15 protein-coding genes are annotated in these 20393 nt (G+C 46.1%); 9 read left to right on the top strand and 6 right to left on the bottom strand.

Features of this window, described 5'->3' with window-relative positions; translation table 11 throughout:
* Positions 1 to 56: 56 nt before the first annotated feature.
* From IE104_RS17640 to IE104_RS17620, 5 genes are all read left to right on the top strand, one after another.
* Positions 57 to 680, top strand: a complete 624-nt coding sequence (locus IE104_RS17640; RefSeq protein ID WP_189420979.1) for a DUF2306 domain-containing protein — start codon at positions 57 to 59, stop codon at positions 678 to 680.
* Positions 677 to 1420: a MipA/OmpV family protein gene (locus tag IE104_RS17635; RefSeq protein WP_189420978.1), complete on the top strand. Its 744-nt coding sequence runs from the start codon at positions 677 to 679 to the stop codon at positions 1418 to 1420. Before IE104_RS17640 ends, IE104_RS17635 begins: the two co-directional genes overlap by 4 nt.
* 19 nt (positions 1421 to 1439) lie before the next feature.
* Positions 1440 to 1661, top strand: a complete 222-nt coding sequence (locus IE104_RS17630) for a hypothetical protein (RefSeq protein WP_189420977.1) — start codon at positions 1440 to 1442, stop codon at positions 1659 to 1661.
* 217 nt (positions 1662 to 1878) lie between these two features.
* A complete protein-coding gene (locus tag IE104_RS17625) occupies positions 1879 to 3015 on the top strand; it encodes an Acg family FMN-binding oxidoreductase (RefSeq protein WP_189420976.1) in 1137 nt (378 codons plus the stop codon).
* Positions 3016 to 3047: 32 nt separating this feature from the next.
* A complete protein-coding gene (locus tag IE104_RS17620; RefSeq protein ID WP_189420975.1) occupies positions 3048 to 3488 on the top strand; it encodes a MarR family winged helix-turn-helix transcriptional regulator in 441 nt (146 codons plus the stop codon).
* An 18-nt stretch (positions 3489 to 3506) separates the two neighbouring features.
* Here IE104_RS17620 and mutL read toward each other — a convergent pair whose 3' ends face one another.
* Positions 3507 to 5396 (bottom strand): DNA mismatch repair endonuclease MutL, encoded by a 1890-nt coding sequence (gene mutL, locus IE104_RS17615; RefSeq protein WP_189420974.1) that lies wholly within the window; start codon positions 5394 to 5396, stop codon positions 3507 to 3509.
* Positions 5397 to 5418: 22 nt separating this feature from the next.
* Entirely contained in the window at positions 5419 to 6933 is a 1515-nt protein-coding gene (locus IE104_RS17610; RefSeq protein ID WP_373298531.1) for an N-acetylmuramoyl-L-alanine amidase, read from the bottom strand.
* Between the two features lie 225 nt (positions 6934 to 7158).
* Between IE104_RS17610 and traF the strand changes: the two genes are divergently transcribed.
* Positions 7159 to 8514 carry a conjugal transfer protein TraF gene (gene traF / locus IE104_RS17605; protein ID WP_189420973.1) on the top strand — a complete coding sequence of 452 codons (1356 nt, stop codon included), beginning with the start codon at positions 7159 to 7161 and terminating at the stop codon, positions 8512 to 8514.
* An 8-nt stretch (positions 8515 to 8522) separates the two neighbouring features.
* On the opposite strand, the gene IE104_RS17600 is transcribed toward traF, so the two are convergent.
* Both IE104_RS17600 and IE104_RS17595 read right to left on the bottom strand, forming a co-directional pair.
* Positions 8523 to 12170: a translocation/assembly module TamB domain-containing protein gene (locus IE104_RS17600; RefSeq protein ID WP_189420972.1), complete on the bottom strand. Its 3648-nt coding sequence runs from the start codon at positions 12168 to 12170 to the stop codon at positions 8523 to 8525.
* Positions 12171 to 12172: 2 nt separating this feature from the next.
* Positions 12173 to 13969 (bottom strand): autotransporter assembly complex protein TamA, encoded by a 1797-nt coding sequence (locus IE104_RS17595; protein WP_189420965.1) that lies wholly within the window; start codon positions 13967 to 13969, stop codon positions 12173 to 12175.
* A 181-nt stretch (positions 13970 to 14150) separates the two neighbouring features.
* Here IE104_RS17595 and IE104_RS17590 point away from each other — a divergent pair, with 181 nt between their 5' ends.
* From IE104_RS17590 to IE104_RS17580, 3 genes are read left to right on the top strand one after another with little or no spacing between them, the layout of a single operon-like run.
* The gene (locus IE104_RS17590) at positions 14151 to 14993 is read left to right on the top strand and encodes a 23S rRNA (adenine(2030)-N(6))-methyltransferase RlmJ (RefSeq protein ID WP_189420963.1); all 843 of its coding nucleotides are present in this window, start codon (positions 14151 to 14153) and stop codon (positions 14991 to 14993) included.
* A 12-nt stretch (positions 14994 to 15005) separates the two neighbouring features.
* Complete coding sequence (locus IE104_RS17585) at positions 15006 to 15410, top strand: hypothetical protein (protein WP_189420961.1); 405 nt, start codon at positions 15006 to 15008, stop codon at positions 15408 to 15410.
* Between the two features lie 11 nt (positions 15411 to 15421).
* Positions 15422 to 15772 (top strand): DMT family protein, encoded by a 351-nt coding sequence (locus IE104_RS17580; protein ID WP_189420959.1) that lies wholly within the window; start codon positions 15422 to 15424, stop codon positions 15770 to 15772.
* A 65-nt stretch (positions 15773 to 15837) separates the two neighbouring features.
* Here IE104_RS17580 and IE104_RS17575 read toward each other — a convergent pair whose 3' ends face one another.
* Positions 15838 to 18513, bottom strand: a complete 2676-nt coding sequence (locus tag IE104_RS17575) for a glycoside hydrolase family 3 protein (RefSeq protein WP_189420958.1) — start codon at positions 18511 to 18513, stop codon at positions 15838 to 15840.
* Positions 18514 to 19001: 488 nt separating this feature from the next.
* On the bottom strand, positions 19002 to 20384 hold the full coding sequence (locus IE104_RS17570; RefSeq protein WP_229838083.1) for an MATE family efflux transporter: 1383 nt from the start codon (positions 20382 to 20384) through the stop codon (positions 19002 to 19004).
* Positions 20385 to 20393: the final 9 nt, after the last annotated feature.

The following is a 20393-nucleotide window of genomic DNA, read 5'->3' as shown; positions in this document are numbered from 1 at the left end:
GGCGATTCAAACCCGCACCATGGCCCCACTCACAATATTAACGAGCGGGTTAATTCATGCGTGCACCTCTACAAACATCGTTTAAAAGCCTGTTCTTGTTACTAGCCTTACTCATCTCACTTTATGCATTGGGTTACGACTGGATTTACGCAAACGCTACCCAAGGCATAGCTGTGAAATTCAAAAGCCTGAATCGCTTTTTTGTTTACTGCCATCTAATAGGCGGTGCTCTTGCATTGTCTTTGGGCGCCATACAACTCTTTAGTAAACAGGGATCGCGCTGGCATCGCCGTTTAGGCATTGGTTACTGCCTTGCCGTTTTGATCGGCGGCCTAGGCGGAGGTTATTTGTCCTTCTTCGCCGATCTCGGCCCCTCCACCGGTGTGGGATTTTTTATCCTTGCCCTGCTTTGGCTCTACACCACATTTATGGCCTACAGCTTCGCCCGCGCGCGGCAGATCGTACAGCATCGCCGCTGGATTATACGAAGCCTCGCCATTACCGCAGCTGCTATTAGCCTGCGCATTGAATTGCCGATATTTGCCATGCTGTGGGGATTTGAAACTGGCTACCTGATCGTTGCCTGGAGCGCCTGGATCGGCAACCTGGCCCTGGCCGAAATTTATCTTTACCTAAGTTCCCGCACTCTCCCACTCTCTAAAGGAAATGCCCCCCTATGAACATGCGTATTTTTTCCCTGTCGTTTTTAAGCATGGCGAGCCTTGCTAGCAACTCTTATGCAGACCTGGCAGTAGGCCTCGGCATTGCAAGTTTCCAAGATCCGCAAAAAGGTATGGATACTCGCCAATTGGCTATTCCGCTGGTGTCCTACACGGGAGATCGCCTGAGCTTTCAAGTAACCACCTTGAGCTATCGCCTTGTGGAACTGGGTGATGTACAGATCAGCGCGCTTGCCTCTGGTCGATTACAAGGCTATGAAGTCGCTGACAGCCCTTACCTCGCCGGAATGAAGGATCGTTCAAATACAGTGGACGGTGGAATCAGTTTGGAATGGAACGGTTTCAGCCTTTCCTACACTCACGATTTATTATCTAAACACAAAGGTGATGAAGTCGCATTCGCGTATACCAAGGGTTTTGGCGTGGGCAAAGCCGAAGTGATGCTCGGTGCAGGCGTGACTTGGCAGAGTGAAAAACTGAACCAATATTATTACGGCGTTGCACCGTCAGAAGCGCGGAGCTTGATCGTAGAAAACAAAGTGTTTAATCGCACTGCTTACAAAACCGAAGATGCAATTTCACCTAAAATCAATGCGCTAGTGAAATACCCGGTGTTTGATTCATGGACATTAATTGCTGGGGCTGAAGTTAATTTCTTACCCAAAGAAATTACCAACAGCCCGATTATTGAAAACAAAAATGCCTGGGGTGTTTTTGCGGGAATTGCAAAAGCGTTTTAAAAAATAAGGAGGAATAGCTGTGCAAGAGCTTCGCCATCTGGATAAACAATTTTTCATGTTGCCGGTGTTTATGCTGATGATCAATTGCGCTTGCTACAGCATGATTTCTAAAGCAGAGAATTTCGCAACACAGAAAAGTTCAACAGCAATTTTCCAGAAGAATCTGCCAAAAAAGTTGCCGCAATATCGAACGATGTGTGATGGCGATCGCCACAAGAACCCTTCGACAAGTTCAGGTTGAGGGGCGCGCAGTTATTTAATTCGCCCCCCTCTCCCACAGAAGGATCGGGAATTCGATCAAGCCTAAACTCTTACCCCACACAAACCTTGTCGAGACCAACCACCCATCTTCCATCACACCTGTTTCAGGACAAACAAGAAAAACATTGACTTGGTTAGACGCCTAACTATAATTAGTTAAACATCTAACTAAATTCATTTTTGATTAAGGATTTCTTATGCTGAGCAGAAGAGGGTTGTTAAAAGTTGGGGCGGCAAGTATCGCCGTTTTGGGTGCAGGTTCAGTTGCTTGGTGGAACACACGTACTCCCACCGCAGCTTATGCACCTTGGACAATGGCTGGGCAAAGTTTTGGCGATCCTCGTTTGGATGCCTTGGCCTATGCCATTTTGGTGCCCAACCCCCACAACCGCCAACCCTGGAAGATCGCCTTAAAAAATGAATTGGGTATGAGTTTGTACTGTGATCTTGAGCGTAGACTCCCTGAAACCGACCCCTTTGATCGCCAGATAACCATTGGCTTGGGCTGCTTTTTGGAAGCCCTGCGTATGGCTGCCGAAAACAAAGGCTACAGCTTAAAAGTGGATATTTTCCCCGAAGGCGAACCAGAACCACGCCTTGATCAACGCCCTATTGCACACATTGAGTTAATTAAGGGCGATGCAATTAAAGACCCGCTGTTTGAACAAATGCTACTGAGGCACACTCACCGCTTTGATTTTGATACTAACCGTGAAATAGCCCCGGAGGTTTTTCAATCACTCTTAACAACAGTAGGCGCCAAAGGTTCTATAGATCCAACATTGCGCGGCACACTGCGCGAAAAAGCCTGGTCAGCCATGAAGGTAGAGCTAACCACTCCCCGCACGGTCACCGAAAGTGCGCTTCTGACCCGCTTTGGTAAAGAGGAAATTATTGCCAACCCCGATGGCCTCTCTATGACCGGCCCCATGTTTGAGTTGATGAACAAAGTCGGTTTTTTAACACAGGAAGCAATGAAAGATCCCAATTCTTCGGCGATGCAAAGTGGTTTTGCCAGCATTGAGACCAGAATGGCTACCGCCATGGGCTACGTATGGCTAGATTCAGATAACAACAGTCGCGCTGCGCAACTCAATGCCGGTAAACAATGGTTGCGTCTGCATTTGAAAGCCACCGAGCTGGGACTTGCCATGCAACCATTGAGTCAGGCTTTACAAGAGTTTCCAGAAATGCAAACTCACTATCAACAACTGCATAGCCTGTTAAATATTGCTGCGCCAGCACGCGTGCAAATGTTTGGGCGTATTGGTTATGCTAAATTTGAAGGTCCAAGCCCACGCTGGCCATTGGACACTATTTTTATTCGTAGTTAAATGTTATTGGCAGGTTAATAAATAGGAACGGCATGAGTCATCCTGAAAATGTTTTTATGAATTTTTTTAAAGAAATTTTCACGCTCGAACAACTGGCGCGCAACCGCATGGAACGCGCCTTGCCCGACGATATGAAGGTTTCGCATTTCACGGCGCTTAGTTATCTTGTTAAAAAAGATACGCCAAGCAGCCCCGCAGAACTGGCGAGCGCATTTCAGGTAACTCGGCCAACCATGACCAACACCTTGCAAAAACTCGAAGCAAAAAATTATGTTTGTGTGAGTGCAGACTTGGAGGATGGCCGTGGAAAGCAGGTGATGATCACGCAACAAGGCAAAGATGCATTCCATCTTGCCGTGCAATCATTAGCAGAAATGTTTGGCGATGTCGCAAACGCTATGGGCGAAGAACCCTTCAAAGAAGCCTTGATCCCCCTGACAAATATTCGTGCGTTGATGGACACCTCTCGATAACTAATGCTATTGCAATGACTACTGCCCGCGCATAAACATTTTGTCGAGATCATCCAGCGACTGCAGTAACCAGGTTGGGCGACCGTGATTGCATTGGCCGCTGCGCTCGGTGGCTTCCATATCACGCAGCAGTGCATTCATTTCAGGAATCGTTAATTTGCGATTCGCACGAACGGAGGCATGGCAGGCCATAGTGCCCAGAATTTCGTTGATGTGATGTTGAATGCGTTCGCTAGTGCCATGCTCAATTAAATCTGACAACACATCGCGCACAAGCTGCTCTACTTTTGCGCGATTTAAAACCACCGGAACTTGGCGAATCAATAAAGTCTCTGGCCCGGCACGCTGCAATTCAAAGCCAAGGTTTTTAAAAATCTCGTAAAACTGCTCGGCGCAATCTGCTTCTTTTTGGCTAATGGCAATTGACTCAGGAACTAACAAAGGTTGCGTTTGAATTCCACCACAAGCAAAAGATTCTTTCATGCGCTCGTAGGTAATACGTTCATGTGCAGCATGCATATCCACCAAAATTAAACCCTGCGCATTTTCCGCAAGAATATAAATACCTTTTAATTGTGCAATGGCATAGCCGAGCGGTGGAATACTTTCATCGCCGCTGCTTGGAAATGAAGAGGCTGGTAGCGTAGCTGGCGATGAAAACGACGGTGTAGCTTGATGCAATTCGCCGTAAGTTTTTAATTGTTCATTCACACCCGATGGACGTGAAAAATTCTGCGGTGCAAATGAATAGGACGATGAGCCGGTAAACGGCTGCGCAGGTGTTGCTCGCAACCCGAGTGTCTCCTGCCCACGGAACTCACCCGCCGCAATTCCCTGTGGCGCAGCTGACGCTTGTAAAAAATCATCGCCTGATTCTGGTGAATTTTTAGCAAGAGAACTTTCAGGTGTTACATTCGCAAGCGCGCGATGCAAACTCGAATAAATAAAATCGTGCACACTGCGGTTATCGCGGAAGCGCACTTCGTGTTTGGTGGGATGCACATTCACATCCACAGTTGAGGGATCAAGCTCCAGATACAACACAAACGCAGGATGGCGACCGTGATATAAAACATCCTGATAAGCCTGGCGCACTGCGTGGCTTACAAGCTTGTCGCGAATACAACGACCATTTACGTAAAAGTGTTGCAAGTCCGCCTGGCTGCGCGAAAAAGTCGGCAAGGCAACCCAACCCCACAAACGAAAGCCATTGCGCTCCATATCAATATGCACAGCGTTTTCCATAAACGCCGGACCGCAAACTTGTGCAACGCGACGTTCTTGCTCCAATTGCGAATCGCCTGCACGCCATGAATAAATCGCACGTCCGTTGTGGCGCAAATTAAAAGCGACGTCGAAACGCGACAAGGCCAAACGTTTTACTACATCTTCCAAATGCGTGTATTCGGTTTTTTCAGTGCGCAAAAATTTACGGCGCGCGGGCGTGTTAAAAAATAAATCGCGCACTTCAACTGTTGTACCGCGTGGATGCGGCGCCGGCGAGACTTCAGTTTCCATATCGCGGCCTTCGGCCACTACCTGCCAACCAGCGCTGTCGTCATTGGTGCTGCTCAATAATGCCAAGCGCGCAACGGAACTGATGGAAGCCAAAGCTTCGCCGCGAAAACCTAAAGTCGCAACAGCTTCAAGGTCATCAAGTTCATAAATTTTACTGGTGGCGTGACGACTGAGCGCCAAGGGCAAATCATCTTTATCAATACCGCCGCCGTTATCGCGCACGCGCATTAATTTTATGCCGCCATCTTCAACATCAATTTCCAAACGTGTTGCACCAGCATCCAATGCATTTTCCAGCAATTCTTTAATCACCGACGATGGACGCTCAACCACCTCACCAGCGGCGATTTGGTTTGCAAGGCGAGGGCTGAGTAATTTAATTCGTTTCATACTGTTCAATTTGTTGCGCTAATTACTGAGCTGGAATTTTTAAGGTTTGGCCAAGTTTTACCACATCATTTTTCATGTTATTGGCTTTGCGAATTTTTGCGGCGCTCACTTTATATTGCACCGCAATGTCGGTAAGGGTATCACCACTGATAACCACATGCTTACGCTCGAGCGAAGGGTGCGGTTCTACAATAATCTTTTTCTTACTTGATTTTTCTACAGCATTTTTTGCAGCGGAATTTTTTTCAACCGGGGCACGTTCTGCCACCACAGTAGCGGATGATGACGAGCTAGCCGGTGGATGTTGCGCAAAATATTGGCGAACACCTTTAAATACAGCTTGCGCCATTTTCTCGCGATAATCGTCAGACGCTAATTTTTTAGCTTCAGCCGCGTTGGAAATAAAACCTGTCTCCACCAAAATAGAGGGCACATCGGGTGATTTCAAAACAACAAAACCTGCTTGCTCAACGTGTTTTGCATGCAAGGGCGCAATCGTAGATATTGAATTCAACACATTGCTGCCCACTTGCAAACTGGAATTCACCGTTGATGTCATGGATAAATCTACCAACACACCCGCAAGTTGCGGATCTTTATCTTCCAAACTCACACCACCCACACGCCCAATCAAATCCGAATCATTTTCGCGCTGCGCAAGGAAGCGTGCCATTTCACTGGTGGCTCCTTTACGAGACAGGGCAAATACAGAGGCGCCGTAAGCGCTCGAATCAGTAAAGGAATCTGCGTGTATTGATATAAATAAATCGGCTTTCATATCGCGCGCAAGATCGCGGCGCTTTTGTAATTCCACAAAATAATCGCCGTTGCGGGTTAAGCGCGCGCTGTAACCTGGCTGTGCATTAATGACGCGCACCAACTCTTTGGCAATCGCCAGGGTGACATCTTTCTCGCGCATATTCTTGGGGCCCAAAGCGCCCGAATCGGCACCACCGTGCCCCGCGTCTACCGCTATCAAAATAGGGCGGCCGCTTTTAGCTTCAGTTGCAACAGACGTATCACCAGATTTTTGCGTTGCGGGAATATCGCTTTCCATAACGGATTCAATATTAACCGGCTCGCTATTCGGCGCTACCGTAGCTGTCGATGACGCGGGTGCTGCATCAAACAAATCGAGCACGAGGCGATCATCATTGCCTTCCGTCTTTTTCAATACAAAACTTTTTGGCGATACTTTACGTTTTAAATCAAAAACCAAACGCAAGTCCGCATCATTCACCACTGAGCTGCGCACAATCTCAATAGGCGTGCCCGCGAGCGGGAGCTTGGTCAAAGGGGCTTTTAATTCGCTGCCAGTGACATCCAAAATAATGCGCGTGGGGTTGCTAGCCAAAACCAGGTTGTAACGCACGGGGGCGTCCAAATCCAGCACCACACGAGTGTAATCTTCTGCTCGCCAAATCCTCAGGGTTTTGACCGTCGCCGCTTGCGCGACATCAACGCAGCAAAATACCAGCGCGCACAAAACCAGGCGCAAAGGTCGTTTAAATATAGGGATTAAAAATCTCAACAACACCAGAAACCTATTCTTATGAGAACCACTTATGAGGGTCACTTAAACCACAGCAAAGAAGGGCTTTGCCACACTCGCACTCTACCGTAGCAGGTGCATGGGAACCAGTAAAATTGCCAACAGTTTCTCCTTTCCAACGCATGACCGCCCCCACAACCTGCCAAGCCCGCAGTGATGGTTTAAGCTGAGGCCATAAGCCTACGCAGCCATCAACCCTGTGGAACCCCTATGCGCAAAATCAACATGATCCCGTTCACCGGCAAAGCCTTAGCCAGCGCAATTCTGGCCAGCAGTTTGGCCCAACACGCATTGGCAGTTGATTACGGCATTTTTGACGCCCGCGCACTCGCCATGGGCGGAACAACACTGGCCGTTGGCAACACGGCCCAAGGGCAATATTACAACCCTGCGTTACTCGCTTTTCACAAGGGCGACGAAGACAAAACCCGCGACGGCCGTACCTATTTTCCAACCATAGTGGTACAAGCCACTGATACTGTGGATTCCGCTATTGATGCGGTGGACGAAGAGCTGGACTCCAAGCTAAGCAACGCTGTAAACACTTATAACAACCTACGGACAGCAGCGAGTGCAGGAGCAGTTGCCGCCGGTGCCAGTGATTTGCGCAAAGTATTGGATGAAATCGCCAATAAAGATGTTTCTATCAATGGCTTTTTTGGCTTGTCGGTTAGCGAACCCAGCGATCATGAAGGCGGCGCGTTTTACATAGGAGCACGGGTTATAGGTGCAGGTACGTCCAAGGTTACAGATACTGATCTGGCGCTTCTGGACGATTACATTGCCGCAATGACTGATCTGGCGGCAGGTGCAAATCCACAAACAGTCGCTGCACAATATCCCAACCTTGTGAACGCCAACGGCACCCTGAAAGATCCAACCCAAACGCTCAACTCCTCGGCCGACGTCAGCGCATTAGCAATTAGCGAATGGGGAATGGCAACGGCGAAAGAATTTACCTTTTGGGGTCAACCGATCTCTTTTGGTGTAACACCAAAACTGATGCGCGTGGATGCCTACCGTGACGATGCGAATTTCAACACATCAAGCACCAGCATTGACGATACCATCAATCAATTTTCTGATACCAAGAGCACCCACATCACCCTTAATGCGGATATAGGTATAGCGGCAATTATTGCCGAACATTACAGAGTCGGCATCGCCGTGAAAGATCTCATCAAAAAAGATTTTACGACCCATCAAGACGCTGATCCCATTACCGGATTAGAACGCCCTGACCTTACTGTAAAACTGCGTCCGCGTTCGCGCATGGGCGTGGGTTATGTAACTGAAAACTTCAGCGTGGGTGTGGATTACGATTTACAAGAATCAACACCCATGGCCAATGAAGCGCCCAGCCAGGATCTAAGCCTGGGAGCGGAATATCGCCTCTTTAACACCCTCGCATTGCGCGTTGGCTACCGCCAGGACCAAACCGGTTTACGCGAAAATGCAGCCTCCGCCGGTTTAGGTTTTCAATGGCGAAGATTTGTTATGGATATCGCCTATTCAGAAAGTGCAGATATGAAAGCAGGCGGTTTGCAAATGGGGTGGAAGTTTTAAACAAAATGCTAACGCTCAATTTTATAAATTACGTCCACGCTTTGATTTTTGCCTGACTCAGCTTCAAGCCGTAATTTTTCGCTCAATTGATAACGTACGCCAAGCGAAAACGTTTGGTCAAATAAGCCGACAATGTAGCGAATAAATAATTTTGGGGTCACGTATTTACCCATCCACAAGGCGCTTTGATCCAGGCCTTTATCTGCTTTAACGGTAATTTCATCGATATGGAAAAAGTGCGCTATATCTGAAGTCATTCCTTCGCCATTATCCATTCCCAAACTGCTGATGGCGCCAATTAAAGAATAGGCATCTGCCTGCGAAGATTCAGATAATTTTTTTCCGGTTAACAGCATTGCCATGGCTTGGCTATCGGTTGCGGCGGGAATCGCGAAGACACTACTTTTTGGATGTTGCAAAGTGCCGCCAATTTCCAACCCGGCCATGCCTTCATCCAATAGTCTTGTAGCGCGAATATCCAACCCAGGATTATCGTAAGGCCCCTGGAAAATCAAACGACCACGTTCGATAACCAAATCTTGCCCGTATGCTTTGTAATTACCCTTACCTACCGCTACAAAACCTGTCACAAAAGTTTGGCGATTTTCTTCTTTCAACACATTCACTTTGCCAAGCAATTGCGTATCCAATCCGAAACCTTTAAAGCGCACATCATCACCAAAATAGAGAATGATGTTGGTAAAAAAGGGAATAGATTTTTTTGCGCCTGCTGTTGCAAGCTGCTGCTCATTCTCAATCACCACGACATCACTGCTCACACGCGTCGCCGACGATGGCAAGGTTTTTAGCGCGGCTCGCGCCCAGGGAATTTCCGTGCTGCCGGTTAAATTAATTGCATCGGCATTTGCTGACAATTTTAAGTTAGGGCTAAGGGTGGCGGTCATTTGCGGCTGCTCAATAAAACGAATATTGGCTCCATAAATATTGCTTTGCCACGACCATTGTGGCGTACCCGGGTTTTGCAAATCACCGCGCAGCATGAGAGTACCGTCACCCGAGGTTATTTGCCCTTCCACATGTACCGGGCCCGCGCGCTGCGCGCTTACTTGCAAAGACGCATCGCGTAAAATTAAACCCAACTTGGGTAAGTTGGCGCTGCCATTATTTAACGCAATATTGCCAAAAACTTCTGGCTTGTCTGAAGTACCTGCAATAGTAATGTTGGCTGAGGCCGAGCCTTGAACATCATTTAAAAAAGGTAACAAACTTTCCAGCGGCGCCAAATCATTTAATGCGGCAGAAAATTTTCCCTGGATTTTTTTATCTTTGAGCGAATATTTGGTATCGGCATTAATTTGCCCGTAACGCGCCCAATCCATTTGCATACTCGCGCTTAATTGATCGTTTTTAATCGATGCATCAATAGTGCCTTTTTGCAGTGGATAGGTTTCCACCTTGCCGCCTTGAAATTGATATATAAGCTTTGCATCGCGCGTGCGCAAATGCGCATCCATAACCATGGGTTTGGCGGGTGGTGTTTGCAATTTAAGTTGACCATCCAGCGAGCCACTTAATATAGCTTCCGGCTTAAACCAGGCCTGGAATTGACTGACAGGAACCGCCGTTAATTCGCTTTCAACTTTCAAACCTGCTGCTGGATTCCATTGCCCAGCAACGCATAGCATAGGCTGATCTTGTCCACTGATTTTGGTGGTGGTCATGCAGAGCTTGCCTAAGTCTGCCGATTTTTTATTGGCTTGCGTATTGATTTCTATTTGGGCCGCTGACGATAAACTCCAGGGCGGCATTTTTTTAATATTTAGCGTAAAGGCTTGTAACTTGCCACGCCATATTTCGTTTTCCCAACTGCTGTTTACTGTTAAATCCGCATTACCTAAATCCGGGCTTTCAAGCCGGCCTTGAATGCTATGTTGCGCGAGTGAACCCTGACCTTTCACATTAATACGCGCAATATGTTGCGCCTGTAGTTGTACATGCGAGGCATCTAACACCAAATCATAATTCTGCATATCCGCTTTGGGATTCAAACCAAGCGACAAATTTTGCACGGCATAATCGCGCCATGAAAATTGATTAACCTGACCTTTTATGTGAATCCGCGGATTAGCTTTATCACCTGTAATGGTCCCACTGGAAACAATACTGCCGCGTATACCAGGATCGATTTGTGCCAACAAAGGCGCATCAATTTTCCACTCTACCGCCAGCTCATCACCGGTTTTACCTTTTAACAAAATTTGATTCGCACCAATCGCAAGATTAGCGTCGGACGAACTCCAATGGGTTCCATCAAAATCAACCTGGCCGCGGGCAGAAACAGCGAGCCCGCGCAAATCACCTTGCACATTTATTTTTTTCAGCGCGAGATTTAAACCATTGGATAGATTGTTTTTTTGCTGGGGATCATAAGCTCCGCTAACATTCATTGAAGCTTGCAAGTCGCTCGGCCAATTTTCAATAATATGATTAAGATTGAAATGCTCGCTTTGCACATTTAAATTCCACTGCCATGATTTAAAACCACGGATATTGCCATTGAGCACAATTGAATTGCTATTCACTGATCCATCTCTGGAACCATCTGAATCCAAATTGGTTTGCGCGAGCAAACTAAGTTTTTCTATATTAGCGCTAACGACTTTATCCTTCTCGTTAAAACCTCCTTGCGCACTTCCCACCAATACAAGACGGTTAGCATCAGTCGCCGCTTGAATCTGGCTGTTCAATTTAAATGCATTCAACCAGCCTGCAATTTTAACCTGACCTTGCGTTGTGCCATTTAGGTTTTGTTTAGGCGTTGATGTAGATTGTGGGTCAGTATTAACTTTAAAATTAATATAATCTGCCCATCCAGCCGGCAATTTTTGTTCGGACCACACTAGATTTATATCAGCAGTAGGCGAGAACTTCGGTTGATGTAGCGCTGGCGAAATATTTGCCGTTAATTTCATAACAAGCGGTTGCGATAAAGCTTGTTCCAATTTCAGCGTTTTAATATCGCCGCCTAATTTAACCCTACCGACCAATGTTTCGGCCGATATAGATTTATCTTTTAGCTGCCAGTCCGCGTTCAAATCCAGGCCGTAGGGATAGCGCAACCCCATAGCACCATTAAGGTTAATCTGCCCCTGCTTGTTGGCAATAGAAAAATCTTGCGCACGCAAATGAAACGAACCCAAGCCTAAACTACCAGTCACTGATGCTATGGGAATTAGGGTTTCGCCCTGTTGAATTTGTATATCGTGCAAATTAATTTTTGTTAATTTAATGCGAACAGGTTGCGCCAAACTTGGCCATTGATAATTCTCCGGCTCCGGTTCATTTTTTGAGGGCGGCAATTTAATACGAATTTTTTCTGCAGACAGGGAACCAACATTTATCGATGTGTATAACAGCCCGCTCGGCTGCCAACGAAAGGACAATTTTTCTCCTTGAACTGAAACACCATCTCGCTGATAACTAAAGCTGGATACATCCAATCCAGACAATAAATTTCCGTGCAGATCGCCTAATTTAAGCTCGAGACTGTTGGCAATTTTTCGCACCACCCAATGACTACCCACTTCGGTAGACATAAGGCTACTTAACAATGCAATTAAAATACTCAGGAATAAAATAAATCCGATGAGATACTTTTTAAGGCGCGAGAATGAATTAAGACGTGGTAGCTTCATGATTATAAATCCGGCCCCATGCTAATGTGCAAATTCCACGCTTTGTTATCATCCAGCGCACGCGCCACATCAATTCGCACTGGGCCTATAGGTGAAATCCAACGCAACCCCAAGCCAGCACCATGTTTTAAATCAAAATTAAAATCGTCTGATGCATTACCGACATCATAAAACGCGGCAACAGCCCAATTGGGGCGAACGCGGTAGTCATACTCAACGCTAGTGACCAACACATTTTTACCGCCGATAACCTCCTGAATTATCTCGCCAGTTTTTTCGTCTCTTTTCTCCAAACCGGTTTTATTATCTATAGCATCAACTTTTCGCCCTAGCGATTTGTAATCATAACCACGCACGCTGGTTCCGCCCCCTGCAAAAAAGCGTACGGATGTTGGCAACTCATCAAAGTCATTTACTTTGGTAGCGCCTATTTCACTACGCAATAAAAATCGACCGCCGCCAAATTCATGAATATATTTTCCACGCAAATAGAGCTGTTCATAACTCACGTAAGAACCAAAGGATTTAGGTGAACCGGAGAGACGTGCCAGCAGACTCCAACCTTGTAACGGATATGGAGTGGCATCCGTCTGCGTGCGCGAAAAAGTGACCGATGGGATTAGCAGATGTGTATATTTTTCTTTACCTGCTAACACGAAATCTTCATTCTCTACATTCACAGCGTAAGTATGAAGCCACTTGTTACGCTCATAATTGGTATAACTAACGCCATAGGTATTTTTATTACTGTAGGTATCATCGGTCACTTCTTTATCGTAACCCGCGTAAACTTTTAAAAATTCGTAAGAGGGATTAGCGAGTGGAATTGTATAGGCAACCTGTGCCGTGTTTTTTATGTTAGATGCACTTAAATCAGCTTTTAGGCTATGCCCCGCCTTGTTGACATAACGGTTTTCAAACCCCAATAAAACACGCGGCCCCGTGTCCGTACTTAAACCCGCACCTATGGAATAAGCAAAACGTTTGCGTTCCTCTAACTGAATATTGATATCAACCTTATGGTCGTGAAGGTTTTGCAGATCTGGCGATGCTGTTGCCACGGAAAAATAATTACTGGAATTGTAATAACTTTTTAACTCCAATAATTTATCAGTGTCGTAATACTCACCTTCATGAACATTTAAAAAGCCTTCCAAAAAATCCTTGCTTAAAATATTGTGCGTTATGTGTATTTCGCCAATGCGATAGCGCGTACCCGTGCTGTAAATTAATTCTACATAGGCAGTATTTTCAGCGGCGTTAACTGTGACGCGAGCCACATCAAAATGACCATCAAAATATCCATGACTGGTTGCCAGTGTCGTGATCCGGTTTTTAAAGTTTTCATAGCGGCCGTGGTGCAAGCTGTCGCCAATACGCATATCAGGCTTATCGTAGAGTTCTTTAAATACGTCGCCCTGCGCACCGTCATCGCGAATATTCAACGTGAACTCGGTAATTTTTACTTGTTCACCCGGCGTTAATTGAATATCCAGTTGCCAGCAATCATTGGTCTGTTTGAGATCGGTAGAAAAAGTGAGTTGATAGTAGCCCAGCGCTTGAGCCGCTTTTTTTATTTCATCCTCACCTTCCAGCAACAAGGATTTAAGTCGCCAATCCGGAGCAGCACAGGATTCTTCCGCGATAGTCAGATACTGGCGAATATTGTCCCGCAACTCGCCAGAACCGCCGTCAATATGAATTTGAGGTGAAGGTGCCGCTAACACTGGCAAACAGAAAATAACAAAGCCTGGCGCAAGAAAAAAGCGCAAAAGCAATTGAGGAAATAATCGAATCATTGCAGCAATCAATGGTAAATCCCTATGACTTGGAGCGACTAACACTAACCTTCAGCACTTTACCCTAGCATGAGAAACACTCAAGGGATTATTGTCAATTTCCGTTATAATCTGCCCAACCATTTTAGGGCTACTTAATCAGCACCCAGGATTCAGGCCCAGGCCTTAGGAAAAATCGCACATGCTCAGTTACCGTCACGCATTTCATGCAGGCAATTTTGCCGATGTACTTAAACACAGTCTGTTACTACACACACTTAATTACATGGTGCAAAAAGAAAAACCTTTGCGGATTATCGATACTCATGCCGGGGCGGGCGCTTATAAATTCAGCGGCAATCAACCCATCAAGAATCGTGAGTTTGATAGCGGCATTGGCAAGCTTTGGATGCGCGACGATTTACCTCCCGCCTTGAAAGACTATGTAACCTTTATCAAAGCCTTTAATCAAGGCGACCAACTCGAGTACTACCCTGGTTCGCCTTTGTTTATGCAATCTGCCTTACGGCCTAAAGACAATTTGTTCTTACATGAGTTGCATAGCACTGATTGGCGCCTATTAACGGAGGCAATTGGAGGCGACAAGCAAGTCAAGATTATTGACGATGATGGGCTTGCAGGCATGCAGGGATTGTTACCTCCGCCCGACAGGCGTGGCTTGATCTTTATTGATCCATCCTACGAATTAAAAAATGAATATTACGATGTGATTAAACAGGTTATAAATGCACATAAACGCTTTTCTACCGGAACTTTTGTTATCTGGTATCCCGTGGTTTTGCGCCAACGTATTGATGACATGCAAAAAGCTTTGGTGAAAAGCGGTATTAAAAATATTCAACTGTTCGAATTAGGCATTGCACCCGACAGCCCCGAATACGGCATGAATTCCAGCGGTTTATTTGTAATTAATCCACCCTGGACTTTATGGAAAGCAATGGAAGAAGCATTACCCTATCTGGCCGATACCTTAGGTGAAAATGGCGAAGGTTTCTATCGGCTTGAACAACTTGTCGCAGAATAAACGGACATTATTATGGCCATGAAAAAAGCAACCAAAGCTGCACTCTACTCTGCATTGGTCTTTCCCGGCGTAGGTCTTTTATGGCTAAAGCAATATAAGCGTGCCGCCATATTTATAGCGCCCACTTTAGTAGCGCTTTGGTATTTGTGCTCGACCCTATACAACTCTATTGCGCCTGTTTACGCAAGAATGCTGCGCGATGCCGAAGAGGGAATATTAATTGTAGACCCCTCAAATTTGGATGCACTTTATTTAAAACTTTACCAGGAAATTTTTCAAAGTATCGCAACCCATCAAGATCAGCTAAACATTGCCAAGGGTATTCTTATTGCCGCTTGGCTATGCAGTATTATTTCCTCGTATTTTGTTGGCAAGAAGCAGGATTTGCTAGAAGCACCCGACAAAAACCAATCTTAACAGAGCTATTTATGAACCCTACCATCATCACAATTCTGTTATTAATCTGCAGCAATATTTTTATGACTTTTGCGTGGTATGCGCACTTAAAAGAACTCAACAATAAGCCCTGGATTATTGCTGCACTGGTAAGTTGGGGCATAGCGTTATTTGAATATTTGTTACAGGTGCCGGCTAACCGTATAGGTCACACCGTAATGAATGTTGGGCAATTAAAAATTTTGCAGGAAGTTATTACAATTGGCGTTTTTGTTCCCTTTGCCATTTTTTATTTAAAAGAACCACTAAAGCTCGATTATCTTTGGGCGGGATTATGCTTGTTGGGTGCAGTATTTTTTATGTTTAGGGACAAACTGAATTAGAAAAAAATAATGCGCTGACCACAAGTAATCAGCGCATTATTTTTCAACTCTTATTCACACTAAAATTATTTCACGCTAATCACATCATGCAAGCGCACATCCGAACTGGATGCACCCACCTGCAATTGATACTTACCTTTATCAACCACATATTGTTTTGATGCGAGATCGTAACGAATTAGTGCTTTATTCGGCTTAAGCGTGAAATGCACAGTTTGTGTTTCGCCTGCTTTTAAATGTACACGCACAAAACCGCGCAAGTTTTTTATAGCCTGCTCTTTTTTGACTGCAACGGGTTGCGCATAGAGCTGCACCACTTCATCTCCATCGCGATTGCTGGTGTTGGTGATATCCACCGCTACCTGAATCTCATCCTGTTTGCGCACCGCTTTTTTATTCAGTTTTAAATTGGAATATTTAAATTCCGAATAGGATAAGCCGTGGCCAAATGGATAAAGTGCTTCGCCCGTAAAATAGCGGTAGGTTCTGTTGTGCATGGAATAATCATCAAAGGCTGGTAGTTTTTCATCACCTTTATAGAAAGTAATGGGTAAACGCCCTGCTGGATTTTCTGTACCCCACAAGACATCTGCCACCGCATTACCACCGCGCTGACCGGAATACCAGGCTACTAAAATTGCATCAGCATTTTTCTTGGCCCAATCCACCGCCAGTGCTGAGCCCGTTGTTAAAACTACTACAACAGGTTTTCCGGTTGCTTTCAAAGACTCCAGCAAACGCTGTTGGACTTGTGGCAAATGAATATCAGTACGATCACCACCAGCAAAGCCCGGATAATTCACCGTCATTTCTTCACCTTCAACATCACCTGTTAAGCCGCCGACAAACACAATAACGTCTGCTGCTTTCGCCAGATCCAAGGCTTCTTCAACGCCGGGTTTTGAATTAGGTAAGCGCCAGGACAAGCGCACTTCTGCATCGCGAATATCTTCAAAATATTCCAGTTTTATTGCATAGGATTTTCCGGCTTGCAAATCTATTTTTGCGGATTTGCTTTGTAAGCGCGCAGATAAATCCCAAGAGTCAATGACCAAAGCGCCATTGATGTATAAACGCATTCCATCATTTGCTGCCACGCTGATTTCATAAGCGCCTGAGGTGGGTGCAGTTAATTGTCCTGTCCAGCGCACTGAGAAATTATCTGCTGGAACGGCATCGGCAGTTTTAATTTCCCCGCGCGCCACTGCATCGTCAGTGGGAGATCCACGATCCCAACGAAACGAAATGCGTGAATCAATGCGTGTGAATATCGGCTTTCCTGCAAAATCGCGGCCGCGGAAATATTCGCCTTTTAAGCCCTGCTCTTTAGAGTTTGCATCGGGGCGCAAATAGCTGGGCTCAATAATAGGTGCGGCACGCGGGTCATCACGGCCCTCCACTAAATCTACACCGCGAGCATAGTTAACTTGTGTACCCGCTGGCGCAGCCGCACGAACACCTTGCAATATAGTGACAGGTGCCGCAGGCGTGCCGTAATAGTTGCCGAGCAATGACATAATTTCGTCAGAAGTTGGACCAATAACAGCAATATTTTTTTGCTTACTTGATAGAGGCAAAATGCCATTGTTTTTTAACAAGACGATAGATTTCTGCGCAGCACGACGCGCTAATTGATCGTGAGAACTGTCCTGGTTAACGGAATAAGGAATGCGCGCCCAGATTACTTTTTTGGCGTCATCAAACATGCCCAATTCAAAACGCGTTAATAACAAACGCTTGAGCGACACATCAATTTCTTGCTCGGTGATTAATTTTTTATCAACCGCTTCTTTCAGCGCCGCGTAGGTTTTTCCGCAATTCAAGTCGTCACCGGTTTTAACGGCAAGTGCAGCAGCTTCAGCAGCCGTTGGAACAATTTTATGGAACAAATAGATGTCTTCAACCGAATCGCAATCTGAAACTACGTAACCTTTAAAGCCCCAGTCTTTGCGCAAAATATCTTGCAGCAAACGCTGGCTTGCTGATGCAGATTCGCCATTAACACGGTTATACGCACCCATTACAGATTTCACATTGGCATCTTGAACCAACGCGCGAAACGCGGGTAAATAAGTTTCATACAAATCGCGTTCGCTCGGCTTGGCATTAAATTCGTGGCGATTTGCCTCTGGCCCCGAGTGCACGGCGAAATGTTTTGCAGTAGCGTCAAGCTTGCGATATTTGCCATCGGTTTGCTGCAGACCTTTTACAAATTCCACACCCATAGCAGCCGTTAAAAATGGATCTTCACCGTAAGTCTCCTGGCCACGGCCCCAACGCGGGTCGCGGAAAATATTTACATTGGGAGACCAAAAAGTAAGCCCCTGATAACGTAAGCGAGAATCCCGGCTGATAAAGTCATGATGTTTTGCGCGTGCCTCATCGCTAATTACGCTTGCCACATCGCCCATCAAATGGGTATCAAAGCTTGCAGCCAAACCTATAGCTTGCGGAAATACGGTAGCGGCCCCTGCACGCGCAACACCGTGCAACGCCTCATTCCACCACTCATAGGCAGGTATTTGCAGGCGCGGGATGGCGGGCGCTGCATTCATCATTTGGCTGATTTTTTCTTCCAAGGTCATGCGCGCCAACAAATCATCGGCGCGCGCCTCAAAACTACAATCCGGATTTTTATAAATGGCGGGCTGGTTAGGCTGCGTTTCACAGGCAATCGCCTGTATGCCAAACAGGGAACACACCGAAAAAATAGCACTGCGCAAAACAGTTGTTGAGTTCATATACGACTCCCAATGACTCGTTATTATTGCTCCGGGCCAAGCCGGATCGGCAATTGTCGATACCTGGTATCGACTAAATATTGTCCTATTTAAGACGAAACAACTTCGACGAGTCCTTGTAAGGCCACCCAATAATCCCACTCTCACCTGGTCTCACCCGGATACCCTGCAGATGGGGATTAACCCGATTCTGCCTACAACTAGTGTACTACTATCCCGATTTGATTGCGCAACCAAAAGAAAGAATGAAATCGGTTAAGCCATTTTTTAAGTGTGAATGCATAGGTTTTTCCGTTACTTACGCAGGCAAGATGCCCCAGAGCGGCGGCGATTTGAGCGGAATTTAATCTAAGACTATTAATGAGGGAGACAATGAAGTCCCGAAAATCTTGTGGCGTAAGAGCGATAATCCGCTGCTAAACGATTGAGTTTAGAAGGGCAAATGTGCGCAATCAGTACGGAGTAGTCGCAGAAAAGCGGCAAGAATATCAATGCGACAGAGTTAAATTTTTCATCCACTTTCTTTTTTGAATGCGGAAATAAACTGGCAGGAATTTTAAGGCATCTTCAAAAAACATGAGCGCATATAAAATAGTAAACGGCCAACCGCCTACAAATATCGCCAAAGCGTAAATAGGCAAACCAAACAACCACATCACAATAGTATCGGTAATTAGGCAAAATTTGTTGTCACCGCCTGCGCGAAGCACGCCGATAATGCGGATCATATTCAATACTTTTAACCACACTAATCCGCAAAAAACAGCGAGTGTTTGCATGAGCAACTGGGCAGTTTCATCAGCCATAGGCTTAAAAATATCTACCACCAAAGGTCGTGCAAACCACAATGTGCTGGAAAAAATAATTACCAGAAATAAAGTGATACGGTTAAAGAATTTTTGTAATCGCCATGCTTCTTCCGTTTGGTCAGCACCCAGCGAACGACCAATAAGAACCGCTGCCGCATTGGCGATGCCTACAAATAAAGCAAAGAATGTACTTTCAACAGGTACCACCATGCCCATAACTGCCAGAGCATCGGTGCCAGCAAAGCCGGTCAACACATGATAGGTTGCATTACCCACGGCCCAAATGCCGTAGTTAGCAACCAGCGGTAAAGAAAAAGCGAGATAACGTTTGATTTGCACAGGATCAATTCCCTGCGCGAGCTGTTTGAACTTCAATGCAAAACCGTGCCTGGTGCCATACACATAAGCCAGCATAAACAGAAGCTGCACACAGCGAGCAGTAAGCGTCGCCCAGGCGGCGCCTGCAATACCCAGGGCCGGGAAACCCCAATTGCCGGTAATTAACGCGTAATTTAAAGTCACATTAATGATTGCAGCAATCACGCCCGCGAATAACGGCATGGTGGTTTGACCAAGCGCGCGTAAAGAGGCTTCAATAATGACAATAATTTGTGTCAGCAAAAGTACGGGCGCGGTAATCACCAAAAATTGCGCAGCAAGTTTTGCAACTTCAGGATCTGGATTTATCCAGTGAATCCAGATTGGAGCGGCAAAACCACAAAGGAACATGATGGGAAGGATAATAGAAATACCAACCACCAATGTAACCGCCAGCATGCGCTGGCAACTCACAAAATCTTTTGCACCAAAATACTGGGCAATGAGCACGCTGCCACCGGTCGCGAAACCGCTCATCAACACCAACAATAAAAAATGGATTTTTGCAGCAAGCCCCACCGCAGCAATTGACTGTTCACCCAGCGGCGCGACCATCATTACATCTGCCATCCCCAGGAAGGATTGCAGCAACATTTGCCCGGCAACCGGCAGGGCAAGCATTAATAGGGTTACCAAAAAGGTTTTGGACTTTAGAGCGGGGGTTTCATGGGGGGCGGACGACACGAGCTGCTC

Origin of the sequence: Cellvibrio zantedeschiae (genome assembly GCF_014652535.1) — a bacterium.
Lineage (GTDB): Bacteria > Pseudomonadota > Gammaproteobacteria > Pseudomonadales > Cellvibrionaceae > Cellvibrio > Cellvibrio zantedeschiae.
This window is presented reverse-complemented; position numbering and strand designations above follow the sequence as displayed.

Bases quoted from the DNA above. Each gene is read 5' to 3' on its own strand.
- IE104_RS17640 (WP_189420979.1), top strand. From the start codon at position 57: ATGCGTGCACCTCTACAAACATCGTTTAAAAGCCTGTTCTTGTTACTA.
- IE104_RS17635 (WP_189420978.1), top strand. From the start codon at position 677: ATGAACATGCGTATTTTTTCCCTGTCGTTTTTAAGCATGGCGAGCCTT.
- IE104_RS17625 (WP_189420976.1), top strand. From the start codon at position 1,879: ATGCTGAGCAGAAGAGGGTTGTTAAAAGTTGGGGCGGCAAGTATCGCC.
- IE104_RS17620 (WP_189420975.1), top strand. From the start codon at position 3,048: ATGAGTCATCCTGAAAATGTTTTTATGAATTTTTTTAAAGAAATTTTC.
- mutL (WP_189420974.1), bottom strand. From the start codon at position 5,396: ATGAAACGAATTAAATTACTCAGCCCTCGCCTTGCAAACCAAATCGCC.
- traF (WP_189420973.1), top strand. From the start codon at position 7,159: ATGCGCAAAATCAACATGATCCCGTTCACCGGCAAAGCCTTAGCCAGC.
- IE104_RS17600 (WP_189420972.1), bottom strand. From the start codon at position 12,170: ATGAAGCTACCACGTCTTAATTCATTCTCGCGCCTTAAAAAGTATCTC.
- IE104_RS17595 (WP_189420965.1), bottom strand. From the start codon at position 13,969: ATGATTCGATTATTTCCTCAATTGCTTTTGCGCTTTTTTCTTGCGCCA.
- IE104_RS17590 (WP_189420963.1), top strand. From the start codon at position 14,151: ATGCTCAGTTACCGTCACGCATTTCATGCAGGCAATTTTGCCGATGTA.
- IE104_RS17585 (WP_189420961.1), top strand. From the start codon at position 15,006: ATGGCCATGAAAAAAGCAACCAAAGCTGCACTCTACTCTGCATTGGTC.
- IE104_RS17580 (WP_189420959.1), top strand. From the start codon at position 15,422: ATGAACCCTACCATCATCACAATTCTGTTATTAATCTGCAGCAATATT.
- IE104_RS17575 (WP_189420958.1), bottom strand. From the start codon at position 18,513: ATGAACTCAACAACTGTTTTGCGCAGTGCTATTTTTTCGGTGTGTTCC.